7 protein-coding genes, 2 tRNA genes and 3 rRNA genes are annotated in these 15,802 nt (G+C 60.5%); 2 read left to right on the top strand and 10 right to left on the bottom strand.

Annotated features, from left to right (window positions below; all coding sequences use genetic code 11):
• Window positions 1-68: 68 nt before the first annotated feature.
• From FBY21_RS21095 to FBY21_RS21050, 10 genes are all read right to left on the bottom strand, one after another.
• Entirely contained in the window at window positions 69-1,565 is a 1,497-nt protein-coding gene (locus FBY21_RS21095; RefSeq protein WP_142013432.1) for a PucR family transcriptional regulator, read from the bottom strand.
• A 60-nt stretch (window positions 1,566-1,625) separates the two neighbouring features.
• Window positions 1,626-2,858, bottom strand: a complete 1,233-nt coding sequence (locus FBY21_RS21090) for an aromatic amino acid transport family protein (protein WP_142013430.1) — start codon at window positions 2,856-2,858, stop codon at window positions 1,626-1,628.
• A gap of 78 nt (window positions 2,859-2,936) precedes the next feature.
• On the bottom strand, window positions 2,937-4,343 hold the full coding sequence (locus tag FBY21_RS21085) for an NAD(P)/FAD-dependent oxidoreductase (RefSeq protein WP_142013427.1): 1,407 nt from the start codon (window positions 4,341-4,343) through the stop codon (window positions 2,937-2,939).
• 255 nt (window positions 4,344-4,598) lie between these two features.
• Window positions 4,599-4,714 (bottom strand): 5S ribosomal RNA (gene rrf / locus FBY21_RS21080).
• A gap of 122 nt (window positions 4,715-4,836) precedes the next feature.
• Window positions 4,837-7,728: ribosomal RNA gene (locus tag FBY21_RS21075) — 23S ribosomal RNA — on the bottom strand.
• A 224-nt stretch (window positions 7,729-7,952) separates the two neighbouring features.
• Window positions 7,953-8,028: transfer RNA gene (locus FBY21_RS21070), tRNA-Ala, on the bottom strand.
• Between the two features lie 26 nt (window positions 8,029-8,054).
• Window positions 8,055-8,131, bottom strand: a tRNA-Ile gene (locus tag FBY21_RS21065).
• A 93-nt stretch (window positions 8,132-8,224) separates the two neighbouring features.
• A 16S ribosomal RNA gene (locus FBY21_RS21060) occupies window positions 8,225-9,760 on the bottom strand.
• The 16S, 23S and 5S rRNA genes sit together here with 2 tRNA genes alongside, the layout of an rRNA operon.
• 487 nt (window positions 9,761-10,247) lie before the next feature.
• Window positions 10,248-11,471, bottom strand: a complete 1,224-nt coding sequence (locus tag FBY21_RS21055) for a CaiB/BaiF CoA transferase family protein (protein ID WP_142013425.1) — start codon at window positions 11,469-11,471, stop codon at window positions 10,248-10,250.
• A gap of 74 nt (window positions 11,472-11,545) precedes the next feature.
• Entirely contained in the window at window positions 11,546-12,727 is a 1,182-nt protein-coding gene (locus FBY21_RS21050) for an acyl-CoA dehydrogenase (RefSeq protein WP_044403414.1), read from the bottom strand.
• Window positions 12,728-12,907: 180 nt separating this feature from the next.
• Here FBY21_RS21050 and FBY21_RS21045 point away from each other — a divergent pair, with 180 nt between their 5' ends.
• Both FBY21_RS21045 and FBY21_RS21040 read left to right on the top strand, forming a co-directional pair.
• Window positions 12,908-13,816 carry a LysR family transcriptional regulator gene (locus FBY21_RS21045; RefSeq protein WP_044403416.1) on the top strand — a complete coding sequence of 303 codons (909 nt, stop codon included), beginning with the start codon at window positions 12,908-12,910 and terminating at the stop codon, window positions 13,814-13,816.
• 209 nt (window positions 13,817-14,025) lie between these two features.
• Window positions 14,026-15,792: a DUF1302 domain-containing protein gene (locus FBY21_RS21040; protein ID WP_142013423.1), complete on the top strand. Its 1,767-nt coding sequence runs from the start codon at window positions 14,026-14,028 to the stop codon at window positions 15,790-15,792.
• Window positions 15,793-15,802 lie beyond the last annotated feature (10 nt).

Raw genomic sequence — 15,802 nt, 5'->3', positions numbered from 1 at the left:
CAACGAAAGGCCCCCTGGAGAAATCCAGGGGGCCTTTGTGTTTCTGCACCCGCCCGGAGGCTACCTCTTCACGACGGCCCGATCCCCGCGAGGCGAGCCGCCCGCAGGGCAAGCCAGAGGACGGTGACGTCTTCGGTGCTGTCCAGGGAACGGCCCGTGATCGCTTCGATACGCCGCATGCGATACACCAGGGTCTGCTTGTGGACGTGCAGGCGCCGGGCGGCTGCCTGCCAGGAGCGATTCTCTTCGAGAAAGACCTGCAGGCTGTGCAGCAGCGGCGCACCTTGGGCTCGCTCCTGTTCCAGCAATGGGCCGAGCGTCTGCCGCGCAGTGCGCTCGGCTTCATCCAGGGAGCGGGGCAGCCAGGGCGCCCCCGGCCCCAGGGTGGCGTAGAGGATCAGGGGCATCCGGGGGCCTGCATGCGCGAGAGCGAGACGTGCTTCGCGCAGCGCGTCGGCAAATCGCTCGGGCCGTTCCACCGGGTTGCTCGCTCCCAGCTCTGCGCCCAACTCGGCCTGCAGTTCGCCAATCCGCTCAGCGGGTTGAAGCAGGACGATCTCATGGCCCTGGATCCGCAGCAGACCGCGCTGGCCCCAGCGCTGCAGAATGTCTTCCCTGCCTGGAGCGTCTTCGAGCGGCATCCGAGCAATGCACAGCTGCAATGCGGTGAGCGGCAGGCCCGGCATGAGCGCCTGCAGGCGCTGCTCGGCTTGATGGGACGCTGCGCGCCCGTTCAACAGGTCATCCAGAAGCTCGGACCCCAGACGCAGCCGGCGCTCGCTCTCGACGTGCATGCGTTCGAGCTCGATTCCCACGATCGCGAGCAGGTGATGCAGCAGCGCGTAGTCGGGCAGTTCACCAGCGCGGACCACCAGCAGGCAGTCGGGCTCCGATGGCAGGGCCATGCCCAGCATCTCGCCGTCGGGATGGGGATAACGCTGCAACATGGGCGAGAGCCCTGTGCGCCCCTGAGCGCGCGTTTGCCTGATGGCCAGTCGGGCGCTTTCGGCAAGGGCTGGCAAGGCTTCATCCCAAGGCGCCAGGGTGCGGCTGTCGATCAGGTGAAGTGCCGCTGCGACGTCCTTTTCCAGGCGGGCCAGGAGTGGCGCCAGCCCGAGGCCACCCAGGCTCAACCGGGCGGTTTCGTAGATGCGCTGGAGCGCCAGGTGCCGTTCGCGCTCGATGCTGCGTCCGGCATCGGCGATGGCGCGGGTAACGGCGGCAAAGGGGACGCCGTACTCGGTGAAGACAAGGGGAAAGCCCAGGCGCTCCGCGGCGTCGCACAGCGCTTCGAGGTCAGCTGGCGCTTGCATGTCTTCGCCGATCATCAGGCCGGCCAGACCGGCCTCCATGAGTCGCTGGACATAGCGACGCTGCTCCGAGGGAGCGGCGGGGATACCGAGGCCTGTGCTCATGAGCAGGTCAGCCTCCCCGAGCCATGCGGTGGGATCGGGGAGCTCGCAGACGTGGGCCCAGCGGACGGGTCGATCAAGGCCGGCGGCTCCGCTCACCAGTCGCGAGCGGAGTGCCGGTAGGGCGAGGAGTTCTCGCAGGGTGAAGGGCATGTCCAGGCTGCTCCAGGGTTGAGCGACCAGTGTAATCGCCAGGGGCCGCCGGTCCGGACCTCACCAGCTGGCCGGCAACATGCCGAGTGCGGAGGCGATGGCGTAGAGGCCACTGGCAGCGAAGATGAGGATGATCGCGACCTGGATCATGGGATGGGCATACCAGCCACAGGTGAATGCCGGTGCCTGGTCACCGGAGCGGCGCGCGGCGTTGAGCAGCAGGATCGGGATGATGCCCATCAACACACCACCGAAGGTGCCGGCGAAATAGAGGGCGTTGACGAAGCCGCCAATGCCGGAATAGGCCAGCAGGAAGGGCGGTACGGAGACCAGGGCGAGAACCAGGAGGCGCTTGCGCAGGTTGCGCTCGCTGCCCAGGCGGAAATGGTCGAAGAAGTTGGTGAACAGGCAGCCGCCCAGCCCCCAGTAAGAGGTCAGCATGGCCAGCAAGGCGAAGGTGTTGGCGGTGTAGTAGGCCCACTGCCCAAGGGACCTGCCCCAACTGAGCGTGGCCACTTCGCTGAGATTTTCGGGCCCCACCAGAGCGATCACGGAAGCGGGTATCGCGGCGACCAGGATAAAGGTGAGGACCATGCCGAGGATGATCAGCCATGGGAGTCGCCTGGGCGTCGTGAGGTTACCGCGCACCAGTTCCGGCACAAGGAACTGAGCGCCAAAGACGAATACGGCGAGGTTGAAGATGGGGACCACGTACTGCCAGTCACTTCGCCACAGGTGGGCGATGCGGGTGTCCGCATGAGTGAGGGTGGCGGCGATCAGTACGCAGACGATCAGCACCATGCCGGTACTGATGAGCTTTTCTCCGATGCCAAGGGCCTTGAGGCCGAGGTAGAGAACCAGCGCGGAGGGGATGAAGAACAACAGGCTGCCCATCTCCCGAGTCAGGCCGTACTGGCCGAAGAAGTCGGCCATGATGTTGCCGCTGCCGCTCATGTAGGCGACCAGGGCGCCATAGCTGTTGGCAGCGACGGCAATAAAGATCAGCCAACCTCCGAACGTGCCCAGGTAGCGCCGCGCGAGGCCACTGAGCTGATTGTTGCCACGTGTGCGCAGGCAGGCTTCTGCGACGTAGAGCATGGTGATGATGCAGAAGAAACAGGTGATGGCGAGGCAGGCGAGCAACGGCAGGTAGCCGACCTTGCGGGCGGCGTAGGCCATGCTGAGCACGCCAGCGCCGATATTGGTGCCGATGATGATGGCGACGGTCTCGAGCGAGCCCAGAGCATGGGCTTCGAGGCCGGACTCCGTTTCGATTCGTTGGTTGATGCCCATTTGTTATTTCCTCTTTTATTGGGATCAGGGGGGAGTGAAGCGGCCTCTCAGGTGCAGCACGCTGCGGGATACAGCCCTTCAGCCTTTATCCTCCAGGCCGGCGGGGGCGAAGCAGGCGAGGAAGCGGTCGAGTGGGGCAGGCTCATCGCCCTTCAGCTCTGCGCGCTCCTTGCGCATCACGGCGCTGCGCACCAGGGAACCGCCGATGTAGCGCAGGGGTTCAGGTGGGAACCGGCGAAAGCGGCGCTCCACCAGGGGGCAGCGACTCCAGGCATCGTCACGCCCCAGGGCCAGGCTGGCGAGGATGCGGCCGCCGAGGCGGCTGGGGCCAACGCCATTGCCGCTCCAGCCGATGCCGTAGTGGATGTTGGTATGCCCGGCGAGTCGACCGAATACGGGCAGGCTGTCGTAAGTGCGGTCGATCGGGCCGGACCAGCGGTGAGTGATACCGACGTCGTTGAGCATGGGATAGGTACGGCGCAGATCGGCCTCGGTAAGGCGAAGACTGGGCGGGTGATCGCTGAAGGTGGCGTCAATCCGCGAACCATATGCGAGGGCTCCGGTGCCCTTGCCGAATGCGATGCGACCGTCGTGGGTGGTTCGGTAGTAGTCGACCATCAACTGAGAGTCGGTAATGGCCTCGCCACCGGTCCAGCCGATCTCGGCCAGTCGATGGGGAATCGCCTCGGTAACGACGGTGGAGCTGTTGACGGGCACTATCGCACTGGCGAGTTCGGGCAATGCGGCTGCCCAGGCGTTGGTGGCAAGCACGACGCGGTCCGCTCGGATACTGGCACTGGCTGTACTCACCTCCACGGGCTCGCCGGGGCTGATGGCGGTCACTCCGGTGTGCTCGTGGATCTCCACACCGTTGGCCAGCGCTACCCGTCTCATTCCACTTACCAGCAAAGCTGGCTGAACGGTGGCGTTGCTACGTTCGAAGACCCCCGCCAGATGCACGTGGGAGCCTGTTCGCCGGGCCACCTCATTGGCATCGACCCGCTCGAATGGGCTCACACCCAGTCGCTCACAGGCAGCGAGCGTCGTATTCCAGGTATCGACGTGTCGTGGGGTGGTGGCGGTCCACAGCCAACCTGCCTGCCGGTAATGGGCGTCGATCTGGTGCTCCTCGCAGAACTCCCCGAGTTCGGAAATGGCACGCTCGGCCTGTTCGCCCAGGAAGCGTGCCTGGTTGGCATCGCAGAAGCTCAGGAGGGTTCCGATCTTGGGCCACCAGGACATGACGAATCCTCCATTGCGCCCGGATGCACCGCCGCCACAGACATCCTGCTCGACCAGCATGACGCGCGCCTGGGACTCCATTTGCTTGATGGAAAGGGCTGTCCAAAGCCCGACGAAGCCACCACCGACGATGAGGACATCGACCTTGTGCTTGCCAGTCAGAGGAGCGAACGGGCTCTCGCCATGCTCGATGGACTCCATCCAATAGCTGGCCTTGAGGGGAGGGGTAAGCGTTAGCTTCATGTCGAAAGGACCGGACTCGAAGGGTAAGTCGAGCCAGTCTCAGGGAGGGCCACCCAGGCAACAATCAGGCGTTATTAGGAAATGTCACGCCCTGTTCGTACGAAGGTATGAAGCTACTTGGCCAAGCGAGCGTGCTGCAAAGGAAGGGGAGTCGGAAATACTCGAAGCGGGACTGGGGTTATCCCCAGCAGACTTTTCATCCGCGCAAAGTCAAACCCCCGATCACCTTTCGATGATCGGGGGTTTGGTATAGGTGCTTGACGATGACCTACTCTCACATGGGGAAACCCCACACTACCATCGGCGATGCATCGTTTCACTACTGAGTTCGGGATGGGATCAGGTGGTTCCAACGCTCTATGGTCGTCAAGCAATTCTTTAGGGTGATCGTCGAGACGCTCACCCGAATTCGGGTATGTGACAGTACTTTGCGGTTCAATCGAACTTTCGGTTTGTCGACTTCACCAACAACACCAGATTGTTTGGGTGTTATATGGTCAAGCCTCACGGGCAATTAGTATTGGTTAGCTCAACGCCTCACAGCGCTTACACACCCAACCTATCAACGTCGTAGTCTTCGACGGCCCTTTAGGGGATTCAAGATCCCAGTGAGATCTCATCTTGAGGCGAGTTTCCCGCTTAGATGCTTTCAGCGGTTATCTCTTCCGAACATAGCTACCCGGCAGTGCCACTGGCGTGACAACCGGAACACCAGAGGTTCGTCCACTCCGGTCCTCTCGTACTAGGAGCAGCCCCTCTCAAATCTCAAACGTCCACGGCAGATAGGGACCGAACTGTCTCACGACGTTCTAAACCCAGCTCGCGTACCACTTTAAATGGCGAACAGCCATACCCTTGGGACCGGCTTCAGCCCCAGGATGTGATGAGCCGACATCGAGGTGCCAAACACCGCCGTCGATATGAACTCTTGGGCGGTATCAGCCTGTTATCCCCGGAGTACCTTTTATCCGTTGAGCGATGGCCCTTCCATACAGAACCACCGGATCACTAAGACCTACTTTCGTACCTGCTCGACGTGTCTGTCTCGCAGTCAAGCGCGCTTTTGCCTTTATACTCTGCGACCGATTTCCGACCGGTCTGAGCGCACCTTCGTACTCCTCCGTTACTCTTTGGGAGGAGACCGCCCCAGTCAAACTGCCCACCATACACTGTCCTCGATCCGGATGACGGACCAGAGTTAGAACCTCAAGCATGCCAGGGTGGTATTTCAAGGATGGCTCCACGAGAACTGGCGTCCTCGCTTCAAAGCCTCCCACCTATCCTACACAAGCAGGCTCAAAGTCCAGTGCAAAGCTACAGTAAAGGTTCACGGGGTCTTTCCGTCTAGCCGCGGATACACTGCATCTTCACAGCGATTTCAATTTCACTGAGTCTCGGGTGGAGACAGCGCCGCCATCGTTACGCCATTCGTGCAGGTCGGAACTTACCCGACAAGGAATTTCGCTACCTTAGGACCGTTATAGTTACGGCCGCCGTTTACCGGGGCTTCGATCAAGAGCTTCGCTTGCGCTAACCCCATCAATTAACCTTCCGGCACCGGGCAGGCGTCACACCCTATACGTCCACTTTCGTGTTTGCAGAGTGCTGTGTTTTTAATAAACAGTCGCAGCGGCCTGGTATCTTCGACCGGCATGGGCTTACGGAGTAAATCCTTCACCCTCACCGGCGCACCTTCTCCCGAAGTTACGGTGCCATTTTGCCTAGTTCCTTCACCCGAGTTCTCTCAAGCGCCTTGGTATTCTCTACCCAACCACCTGTGTCGGTTTGGGGTACGGTTCCTAGTTACCTGAAGCTTAGAAGCTTTTCCTGGAAGCATGGCATCAACCACTTCGTCATCTAAAAGATAACTCGTCATCAGCTCTCGGCATTGAGCGCCCGGATTTTCCTAAGCACCCTGCCTACCACCTTAAACTTGGACAACCAACGCCAAGCTGGCCTAGCCTTCTCCGTCCCTCCATCGCAGTAACTAGAAGTACGGGAATATTAACCCGTTTCCCATCGACTACGCTTTTCAGCCTCGCCTTAGGGGCCGACTCACCCTGCGTCGATTAACGTTGCGCAGGAACCCTTGGTCTTTCGGCGTGGGTGTTTTTCACACCCATTGTCGTTACTCATGTCAGCATTCGCACTTCTGATACCTCCAGCGAGCTTCTCAACTCACCTTCACAGGCTTACAGAACGCTCCTCTACCGCGTCACTTACGTGACACCCGCAGCTTCGGTGTGTGGTTTGAGCCCCGTTACATCTTCCGCGCAGGCCGACTCGACTAGTGAGCTATTACGCTTTCTTTAAAGGATGGCTGCTTCTAAGCCAACCTCCTAGCTGTCTAAGCCTTCCCACATCGTTTCCCACTTAACCACAACTTTGGGACCTTAGCTGGCGGTCTGGGTTGTTTCCCTTTTCACGACGGACGTTAGCACCCGCCGTGTGTCTCCCACGCTCGGCACTTCCAGGTATTCGGAGTTTGCATCGGTTTGGTAAGTCGGGATGACCCCCTAGCCGAAACAGTGCTCTACCCCCTGGAGTGATACGTGAGGCGCTACCTAAATAGCTTTCGAGGAGAACCAGCTATCTCCGAGCTTGATTAGCCTTTCACTCCGATCCACAAGTCATCCGCTACCTTTTCAACGGGAGTCGGTTCGGTCCTCCAGTCAGTGTTACCTAACCTTCAACCTGCTCATGGATAGATCGCCCGGTTTCGGGTCTATACCCAGCGACTAAACGCCCTATTAAGACTCGCTTTCGCTACGCCTCCCCTATTCGGTTAAGCTCGCCACTGAATATAAGTCGCTGACCCATTATACAAAAGGTACGCAGTCACCTAACAAAGTAGGCTCCCACTGCTTGTACGCATACGGTTTCAGGTTCTATTTCACTCCCCTCTCCGGGGTTCTTTTCGCCTTTCCCTCACGGTACTGGTTCACTATCGGTCAGTCAGTAGTATTTAGCCTTGGAGGATGGTCCCCCCATGTTCAGACAAAGTTTCACGTGCTCCGTCCTACTCGATTTCACTTCCAGGACCCTTTCGCGTACGGGGCTATCACCCACTATGGCCGCACTTTCCAGAGCGTTCCGCTAAAATCCAAGAAGCTTAAGGGCTAATCCCCGTTCGCTCGCCACTACTAAGGGAATCTCGGTTGATTTCTTTTCCTCAGGGTACTTAGATGTTTCAGTTCCCCTGGTTCGCCTCTTGCACCTATGGATTCAGTACAAGATACCTAGGTTATCCTAGGTGGGTTCCCCCATTCAGAGATCTCCGGATCAAAGTCTGTTTGCCGACTCCCCGAAGCTTATCGCAGGCTACCACGTCTTTCATCGCCTCTGACTGCCAAGGCATCCACCGTATGCGCTTCTTCACTTGACCATATAACCCCAAGCAATCTGCCAGTGGTCATGGTGTGAAGACGACATTCGCCGAAAATTCGCGCTTGAACTCGCAAATTTTGCCTTGAGTTGCTGAGTGCAGTGAAACACTCAACAAGTCACTTCTATCACATACCCAAATTTTTAAAGAACGTTCTGGCGCAAAGACCAGAAATCAATACCTGAACCAGGTACTCATTTCTGAGCTTTCAGCGATTGTGTGGATGGTGGAGCCAAGGAGGATCGAACTCCTGACCTCCTGCGTGCAAAGCAGGCGCTCTCCCAGCTGAGCTATGGCCCCTTCAGACCTGCTGCGCCCTCGACAATTGGTGGGTCTGGGCAGATTCGAACTGCCGACCTCACCCTTATCAGGGGTGCGCTCTAACCAACTGAGCTACAGACCCAATCGTCACACTTTCGGGTCTAAACCCAATCGCTTTTCGCAAGTGAATCAAGCAATTCGTGTGGGAGCTTATGAAGAAGCTGATGTCTTCGATTAAGGAGGTGATCCAGCCGCAGGTTCCCCTACGGCTACCTTGTTACGACTTCACCCCAGTCATGAATCACTCCGTGGTAACCGTCCTCCTTGCGGTTAGACTAGCTACTTCTGGAGCAACCCACTCCCATGGTGTGACGGGCGGTGTGTACAAGGCCCGGGAACGTATTCACCGTGACATTCTGATTCACGATTACTAGCGATTCCGACTTCACGCAGTCGAGTTGCAGACTGCGATCCGGACTACGATCGGTTTTATGGGATTAGCTCCACCTCGCGGCTTGGCAACCCTTTGTACCGACCATTGTAGCACGTGTGTAGCCCTGGCCGTAAGGGCCATGATGACTTGACGTCATCCCCACCTTCCTCCGGTTTGTCACCGGCAGTCTCCTTAGAGTGCCCACCCGAGGTGCTGGTAACTAAGGACAAGGGTTGCGCTCGTTACGGGACTTAACCCAACATCTCACGACACGAGCTGACGACAGCCATGCAGCACCTGTGTCAGAGTTCCCGAAGGCACCAATCCATCTCTGGAAAGTTCTCTGCATGTCAAGGCCAGGTAAGGTTCTTCGCGTTGCTTCGAATTAAACCACATGCTCCACCGCTTGTGCGGGCCCCCGTCAATTCATTTGAGTTTTAACCTTGCGGCCGTACTCCCCAGGCGGTCGACTTATCGCGTTAGCTGCGCCACTAAGATCTCAAGGATCCCAACGGCTAGTCGACATCGTTTACGGCGTGGACTACCAGGGTATCTAATCCTGTTTGCTCCCCACGCTTTCGCACCTCAGTGTCAGTATCAGTCCAGGTGGTCGCCTTCGCCACTGGTGTTCCTTCCTATATCTACGCATTTCACCGCTACACAGGAAATTCCACCACCCTCTACCGTACTCTAGCTCAGTAGTTTTGGATGCAATTCCCAGGTTGAGCCCGGGGCTTTCACATCCAACTTGCTGAACCACCTACGCGCGCTTTACGCCCAGTAATTCCGATTAACGCTTGCACCCTTCGTATTACCGCGGCTGCTGGCACGAAGTTAGCCGGTGCTTATTCTGTTGGTAACGTCAAAACAGCAAGGTATTAACTTACTGCCCTTCCTCCCAACTTAAAGTGCTTTACAATCCGAAGACCTTCTTCACACACGCGGCATGGCTGGATCAGGCTTTCGCCCATTGTCCAATATTCCCCACTGCTGCCTCCCGTAGGAGTCTGGACCGTGTCTCAGTTCCAGTGTGACTGATCATCCTCTCAGACCAGTTACGGATCGTCGCCTTGGTGGGCCATTACCCCACCAACTAGCTAATCCGACCTAGGCTCATCTGATAGCGTGAGGTCCGAAGATCCCCCACTTTCTCCCGTAGGACGTATGCGGTATTAGCGTTCCTTTCGAAACGTTATCCCCCACTACCAGGCAGATTCCTAGGCATTACTCACCCGTCCGCCGCTGAATTATGGAGCAAGCTCCACTCATCCGCTCGACTTGCATGTGTTAGGCCTGCCGCCAGCGTTCAATCTGAGCCATGATCAAACTCTTCAGTTCAATACTGCTTGGGTTTTGAGAAAACCCTAAACTTGGCTCAGCAATCGCAAATAAACTCTCGAATTCACGAGTGTTACTTGTGTTGCTGATAATCAGTCGACTACCAGTCTTACATCACAAGCACCCACACGAATTGCTTGATTCAAATTTTTAAAGAGCGTTTCGATCAAGTCTTTCGTCTCAACCGAGGCCGCGCATTCTACAGCAGCCTTTCTTTCTGTCAAGCTGTTTTTCGAAGAATTTTTTCTTTCTACTCAACAACTTGCGCTTCGTTCTATTTCTCTTCCGAAGCGAGGCGCGTATTCTACAGCACCTCTTTCTTCCGTCAAGCTATTTTTCGAAATTTTCTTTTCTACTCAACAACTTAGCTCGCTTGGCAGAGCGTTCCGCTTCAGCGAGGCGCGCATTCTACATGAGTGAAGATGGGTGTAAACCCCCTTTTCGGAAAAAGTTTACGCCCGGCTTCCAGGCCTCTTTATAGAGGTGGCTACACCACCCCTTCCTGCCGCAGACGCTCGATAGCCTCCGCCGACAGCCCCAGCACACGCTCCAGTACGGATGCCGTGTGCTCGCCCAGGCGCGGCGGTGCCATCCGGTACTCCACTGGCGTATCGGAAAGGCGCAGCGGGCTGGCCACCTGGGCCACCGCACCGGCCAGTGCATGGGGCAATTCGACTTTCAGCCCCCGGGCCAGAACCTGGGGATCCTCGAATACCGCCGCCAGGTCGTTGATCGGTCCGCAGGGCACGCCGACCGCTTCCAGTGCCGCCACCCACTCGGCCGTGGTCTTGAATACGGTGGCCTGGCGGATCAGCGGGATCAGCTCCGCCCGGTTCGCCACCCGTGCCTTGTTGCTGGCAAAGCGCGGATCGTCCGCCCATTCCGGATGCCCGGCCACCTCACAGAATTTGCGGAACTGCCCGTCGTTGCCAACCGTGAGGATGAAATCACCATCCGCCGTGGGGAAGTCCTGGTACGGCACGATATTCGGATGCGCATTGCCCAGGCGCCGGGGAGGAACGCCCGTGGTCAGGTAGTTCATCGCCTGGTTCGCCAGGCAGGCCACCTGCACGTCCAACAGCGCCATGTCGATGTGCTGTCCCCGGCCGGTGGTCTCACGGGCGGTCAGGGCCGCCAGGATGGCCACGCTGGAATAGAGCCCGGTAAGAATGTCCGTCAGCGCCACCCCCACCTTCACAGGCCCGGCACCCTCTTCCTGATCCGAGCGCCCGGTCAGGCTCATCAGCCCACCCAGCCCCTGGATCATGAAGTCGTAACCCGCCCGCTTGGCATAGGGGCCGAACTGACCGAAGCCGGTGATGGAGCAATAGATGAGCCGCGGATTGATCGCCTTCAGGGATTCGTAGTCCAACCCATAGGCCGCCAGCCCACCGACCTTGAAGTTCTCGATGAGGATGTCCGACTCCGCCGCCAGCTTTCGCACCAGCGCCTGGCCTTCCGGCTGGGTGAAGTCGATGGTCACCGACTGCTTGTTGCGGTTGGCCGAGAGGAAGTACGCCGCCTCGCTGGTATCCCGCCCGCTTTCGTCCTTGAGGAAGGGCGGCCCCCAGGCGCGGGTATCGTCGCCACTCCCCGGCCGCTCCACCTTGATCACGTCGGCACCGAGGTCAGCAAGGATCTGCCCCGACCAAGGCCCGGCAAGCACACGGGACAGGTCGAGCACGCGGATATGGGAGAGGGCACCAGCCATGGAATCACCTGCGGAAGAAGAAATAAGCAGAGCCGGGCCCCTCTATATATAGAAGGGCCCGGACAGGGACCGGATCAGAAGAACGCCTGGATACCGGTCTGCGCGCGGCCGAGGATCAGCGCGTGGACGTCATGGGTGCCCTCGTAGGTGTTGACCACCTCCAGGTTCACCAGGTGACGGGCGATGCCGAACTCGTCGGAGATGCCGTTGCCGCCCAGCATGTCGCGGGCCATGCGCGCGATGTCCAGCGCCTTGCCACAGCTGTTGCGCTTCATGATCGAAGTGATCTCCACAGCCGCCGTACCCTCGTCCTTCATCCGGCCGAGGCGCAGGCAGCCCTGCAGAGCCAGAGTGATCTCGGTCTGCATGTCGGCCAGCTTCTTCTGGATCAGCTGGTTGGCCGCCAGCGGGCGACCGAACTGGTGACGGTCCAGCACGTACTGGCGCGCGGTGTGCCAGCAGAACTCGGCGGCACCCAGCGCCCCCCAGGAGATGCCGTAGCGAGCCGAGTTCAGGCAGGTGAACGGACCTTTCAGGCCACGCACCTCAGGGAACGCGTTCTCCTCCGGCACGAACACGTTGTCCATCACGATCTCGCCGGTGATGGAGGCACGCAGGCCCACCTTGCCGTGGATCGCCGGCGCGCTCAGGCCTTCCCAGCCTTTCTCCAGCACGAAGCCGCGGATGTCGCCGGCATCGTCCTTCGCCCAGACCACGAACACATCGGCGATCGGGCTGTTGGTGATCCACATCTTGCTGCCGCTCAGGCGATAGCCGCCATCCACCTTCTTCGCACGGGTCACCATCGAGCCCGGGTCGGAACCATGGTTCGGCTCGGTCAGACCGAAGCAGCCGATCCACTCACCGCTGGCCAGCTTCGGCAGGTACTTCTGCTTCTGCGCCTCGCTGCCGAACTCGTTGATCGGCACCATCACCAGGGACGACTGCACGCTCATCATCGAGCGGTAGCCCGAGTCGATGCGTTCCACTTCGCGGGCGATCAGCCCGTAGCACACGTAATTCAGACCGCTGCCGCCGTACTCCACCGGAATGGTCGCGCCCAGCAGGCCCACTTCGCCCATCTCGCGGAAGATCGCCGGATCGGTTTGCTCATGACGGAAGGCCTCCAGCACGCGCGGCGCCAGCTTGTCCTCGGCGAACTGCTGGGCGCTCTCGCGCACCATGCGCTCCTCTTCGGTCAGTTGCTGGTCCAGCAGCAACGGGTCGATCCAGTTGAAGGAAGCTTTGGCAGCCATGGGCAGGTCCTCGAATAAGGGATGGGATCAGGCGGAGTGTCCGCGCGTTGTGGGGAACAATCCTAGACAGCGCCCCCAAGCCCGGCAAACGAGGTTTTCGCACCCTCTTGTGCTAATTTCTCACTCCGAACGCTTCATAGCCCCGCCAAAGGCCCGTCATTTGTGAGGTAGCCGTACACAATGCGCCGCAAGATTCCCAGCACCAGCGCACTGGTCGCATTCGAATCCGCCGCCCGCCACCAGAGCTTCACCAAGGCGGCCGAAGAGCTGGCCCTCACCCAGAGCGCCATCTGCCGCCAGATCGGCGGCCTGGAAGACTTCCTCGGCATCGAACTGTTCCGCCGCTCCCGACGTGGCGTGAAGCTCACCGAAGCCGGCCTCGCCTACTCCCGGCGCATCGCCAGCCAGCTCGACGCCGTCGAGCGGGACACCCTCGCCGTCATGGGCCAGCAGGGCGCCATGGCCATCGAACTCGCCGTGGTCCCCACCTTCGGCACCCAATGGCTGCTGCCCCGGCTGAAGGACTTCCAGCGCCTGCACCCCGAAGTCACCGTCAACCTCACCAACCGCACCCGCCCCTTCCTGTTCGCCGACACCGACTTCGACGCCGCCCTGCACTTCGGCACCGCCGACTGGTCCGGCACCCAGTCCCACTTCCTCATGCACGAGCATTCCGTACCGGTGTGCAGCCCCAGCCTGCTGGGCGGCCGGACCAGCCTCAGCGCAGAGGACATCGCCCGCCTGCCGCTGCTGCAGCAGACCACCCGCCCCTACGCCTGGCGCCAGTGGTTCAACTCCCTCGGCCTGAACGTCGCCCGCGACCTCAGCGGCCCACGCTACGAACTCTTCTCCATGCTCGCCCAGGCCGCCATGCACGAAATGGGCGTCGCCCTCATCCCCCCCTTCCTCATCCAGCGCGAACTGGAGGAAGGCCGCCTGGTCACTGCCCTCACCCACAGCTGCCGCAGCGACAAGGCCTATTACCTGTTCATCCCCGAGCGCAAGGTCGAGTCCGCCGTGCTCGGCGCCTTCCGCGACTGGCTGCTGGAAGCCGCCGCCCGGTATCGCCAGGAAGCAGGCGAATCCTGAGGCGAAACACCCCACCCAGCGCCCTGTCACGCAAGGTGACAGCCCAGCCCGAATCCCCGCCCGACGCACCAGAACAGGTCATTTCCCCGCGCCCCATCCCACCGCATCACCCACACGGGTGATGCCGCAAATCGCCCATTCAGGCAGTTATGGGCCCCGACCGCGCTGACTAGCATGAAGCCTCCCTCATTCCTTCACTGGAGAGCCGCATGACAACAAGAACAATGCGCGGAATCTTCCGGCCGCACGCGCTGGCCGCCGCCGTGGCACTGGGGCTGAGCGCCCCCGCCTTCGCCATCAACTTCAACATCGGGGAGATCGAAGGGCAGCTGGACTCCTCGCTGTCCGTCGGCGCCAGCTGGAGCACCCGCGCCCCGGACCGGGACTTCATCTCCACCGCCAGCGGCGGCACCGCCCTGTCCCGGACCAGCGACGATGGCCGCCTCAACTTCAAGAAGGGCGAGACCTTCTCGAAGATCTTCAAGGGCATCCACGACCTCGAGCTGAAGTACGGCGACACCGGCATCTTCATCCGTGGCAAGTACTGGTATGACTTCGAACTCAAGGACGAGCACCGCGAGTTCTACGACATCGACGACCACAACCGGAAGGAAGGTGCCAAGGCCTCCGGCGCGCAGATCCTCGATGCCTTCCTCTACCACAATTACAACCTCGGCGACCTGCCCGGCTCGGTCCGGGTCGGCAAGCAGGTGGTGAGCTGGGGCGAGAGCACCTTCATCGGCAACAGCATCAACAGCATCAACCCCATCGACGCCGCCGCCTTCCGCCGACCGGGCGCCGAGATCAAGGAAGGCCTCATTCCGGTCAACATGATCTACCTGTCCCAGAGCCTCACCGAGAACCTCTCGGCCGAAGCCTTCTACCAGCTGGAATGGGACCAGACCGTCGCCGACAACTGCGGCACCTTCTTCTCCACCTCCGACGTGGTCGCCGACGGCTGCACCGACCGCCTCATCGTCAACGGGCCCGACCTCGCCCCCGGCGTTTCCACCAACACCGGCAGCACCCTCTACATCCCCCGCGCCGGTGACAAGGACGCCCGCGACAGCGGCCAGTTCGGCGTCGCCCTGCGCTGGTTCGTGCCGGAGTTCAACGACACCGAATTCGGCGCCTACGCCATGAACTACCACAGCCGTGGCCCGGTGTTCAGCACCATCCGCACCACCAGCCCGAGCCTCGCGGTGATCCCCGGTGCACCGGGCGCCCGCTACTTCATCGAATACCCCGAGGACATCCGCCTCTACGGCCTGAGCTTCCAGACCAACATCGAAGGCACCTCCGTGGCCGGCGAGATCAGCTACCGCCCCAACATGCCGCTGCAGCTCAACAGCACCGACCTGTCCTTCGCCGCCCTGGCGGTACCCTCCTCACCGGTGTTCGAGAGCGGCCACAGCAGCAACACCGCCGGCGCCATCATCCATGGCTACGAGCGCAAGCCGGTCACCCAGGCCCAGGTCACCGCCACCCAGTTCGTCGACCAGGTCATGGGCGCCAGCCGCCTCACCCTGGTGGCCGAAGTCGGCTACAACCACATCAGCGGCCTCGACGACGACATCGGCTCCCTGCGCTACGGCCGCGACCCGATCTACGGCCCCGGCCAGCTCTCCTCCCAGGCCACCTGCATCGCCCTCACCGCCTCCAGCCCCGCCCAGCGCGAGTGCAACGACAAGGGCTTCTACACCAGCAACTCCTGGGGCTACCGCGCCCGCGCCGTGCTCGACTACCCCAACGTCATCGCCGGCATCAACCTCAGCCCGAGCCTCGCCTGGTCCCATGACGTCGACGGCTACGGCCCCAACTTCAACGAAGGCTCCAAGGCCATCAGCCTCGGCCTCACCGCCGAATACCAGAACACCTACACCGCCAGCCTCAGCTACACCGACTTCTTCGGCGGCCACTACAACCCCACCACTGATCGCGACTTCGTCGCCCTCAGCTTCGGTCTGAACTTCTGACCCCGCGCAT

This window comes from Pseudomonas sp. SLBN-26 (assembly GCF_006715895.1).
GTDB classification, from domain to species: domain Bacteria; phylum Pseudomonadota; class Gammaproteobacteria; order Pseudomonadales; family Pseudomonadaceae; genus Metapseudomonas; species Metapseudomonas otitidis.
The sequence above is the reverse complement of the archived record's forward strand: the minus strand, read 5'-3'. Positions and strand labels throughout refer to the sequence as shown.

Excerpts from the sequence above, each read along its gene's own strand:
- FBY21_RS21095 (WP_142013432.1), bottom strand. The coding sequence starts at position 1,565 with ATGCCCTTCACCCTGCGAGAACTCCTCGCCCTACCGGCACTCCGCTCG.
- FBY21_RS21090 (WP_142013430.1), bottom strand. The coding sequence starts at position 2,858 with ATGGGCATCAACCAACGAATCGAAACGGAGTCCGGCCTCGAAGCCCAT.
- FBY21_RS21085 (WP_142013427.1), bottom strand. The coding sequence starts at position 4,343 with ATGAAGCTAACGCTTACCCCTCCCCTCAAGGCCAGCTATTGGATGGAG.
- FBY21_RS21055 (WP_142013425.1), bottom strand. The coding sequence starts at position 11,471 with ATGGCTGGTGCCCTCTCCCATATCCGCGTGCTCGACCTGTCCCGTGTG.
- FBY21_RS21050 (WP_044403414.1), bottom strand. The coding sequence starts at position 12,727 with ATGGCTGCCAAAGCTTCCTTCAACTGGATCGACCCGTTGCTGCTGGAC.
- FBY21_RS21045 (WP_044403416.1), top strand. The coding sequence starts at position 12,908 with ATGCGCCGCAAGATTCCCAGCACCAGCGCACTGGTCGCATTCGAATCC.
- FBY21_RS21040 (WP_142013423.1), top strand. The coding sequence starts at position 14,026 with ATGACAACAAGAACAATGCGCGGAATCTTCCGGCCGCACGCGCTGGCC.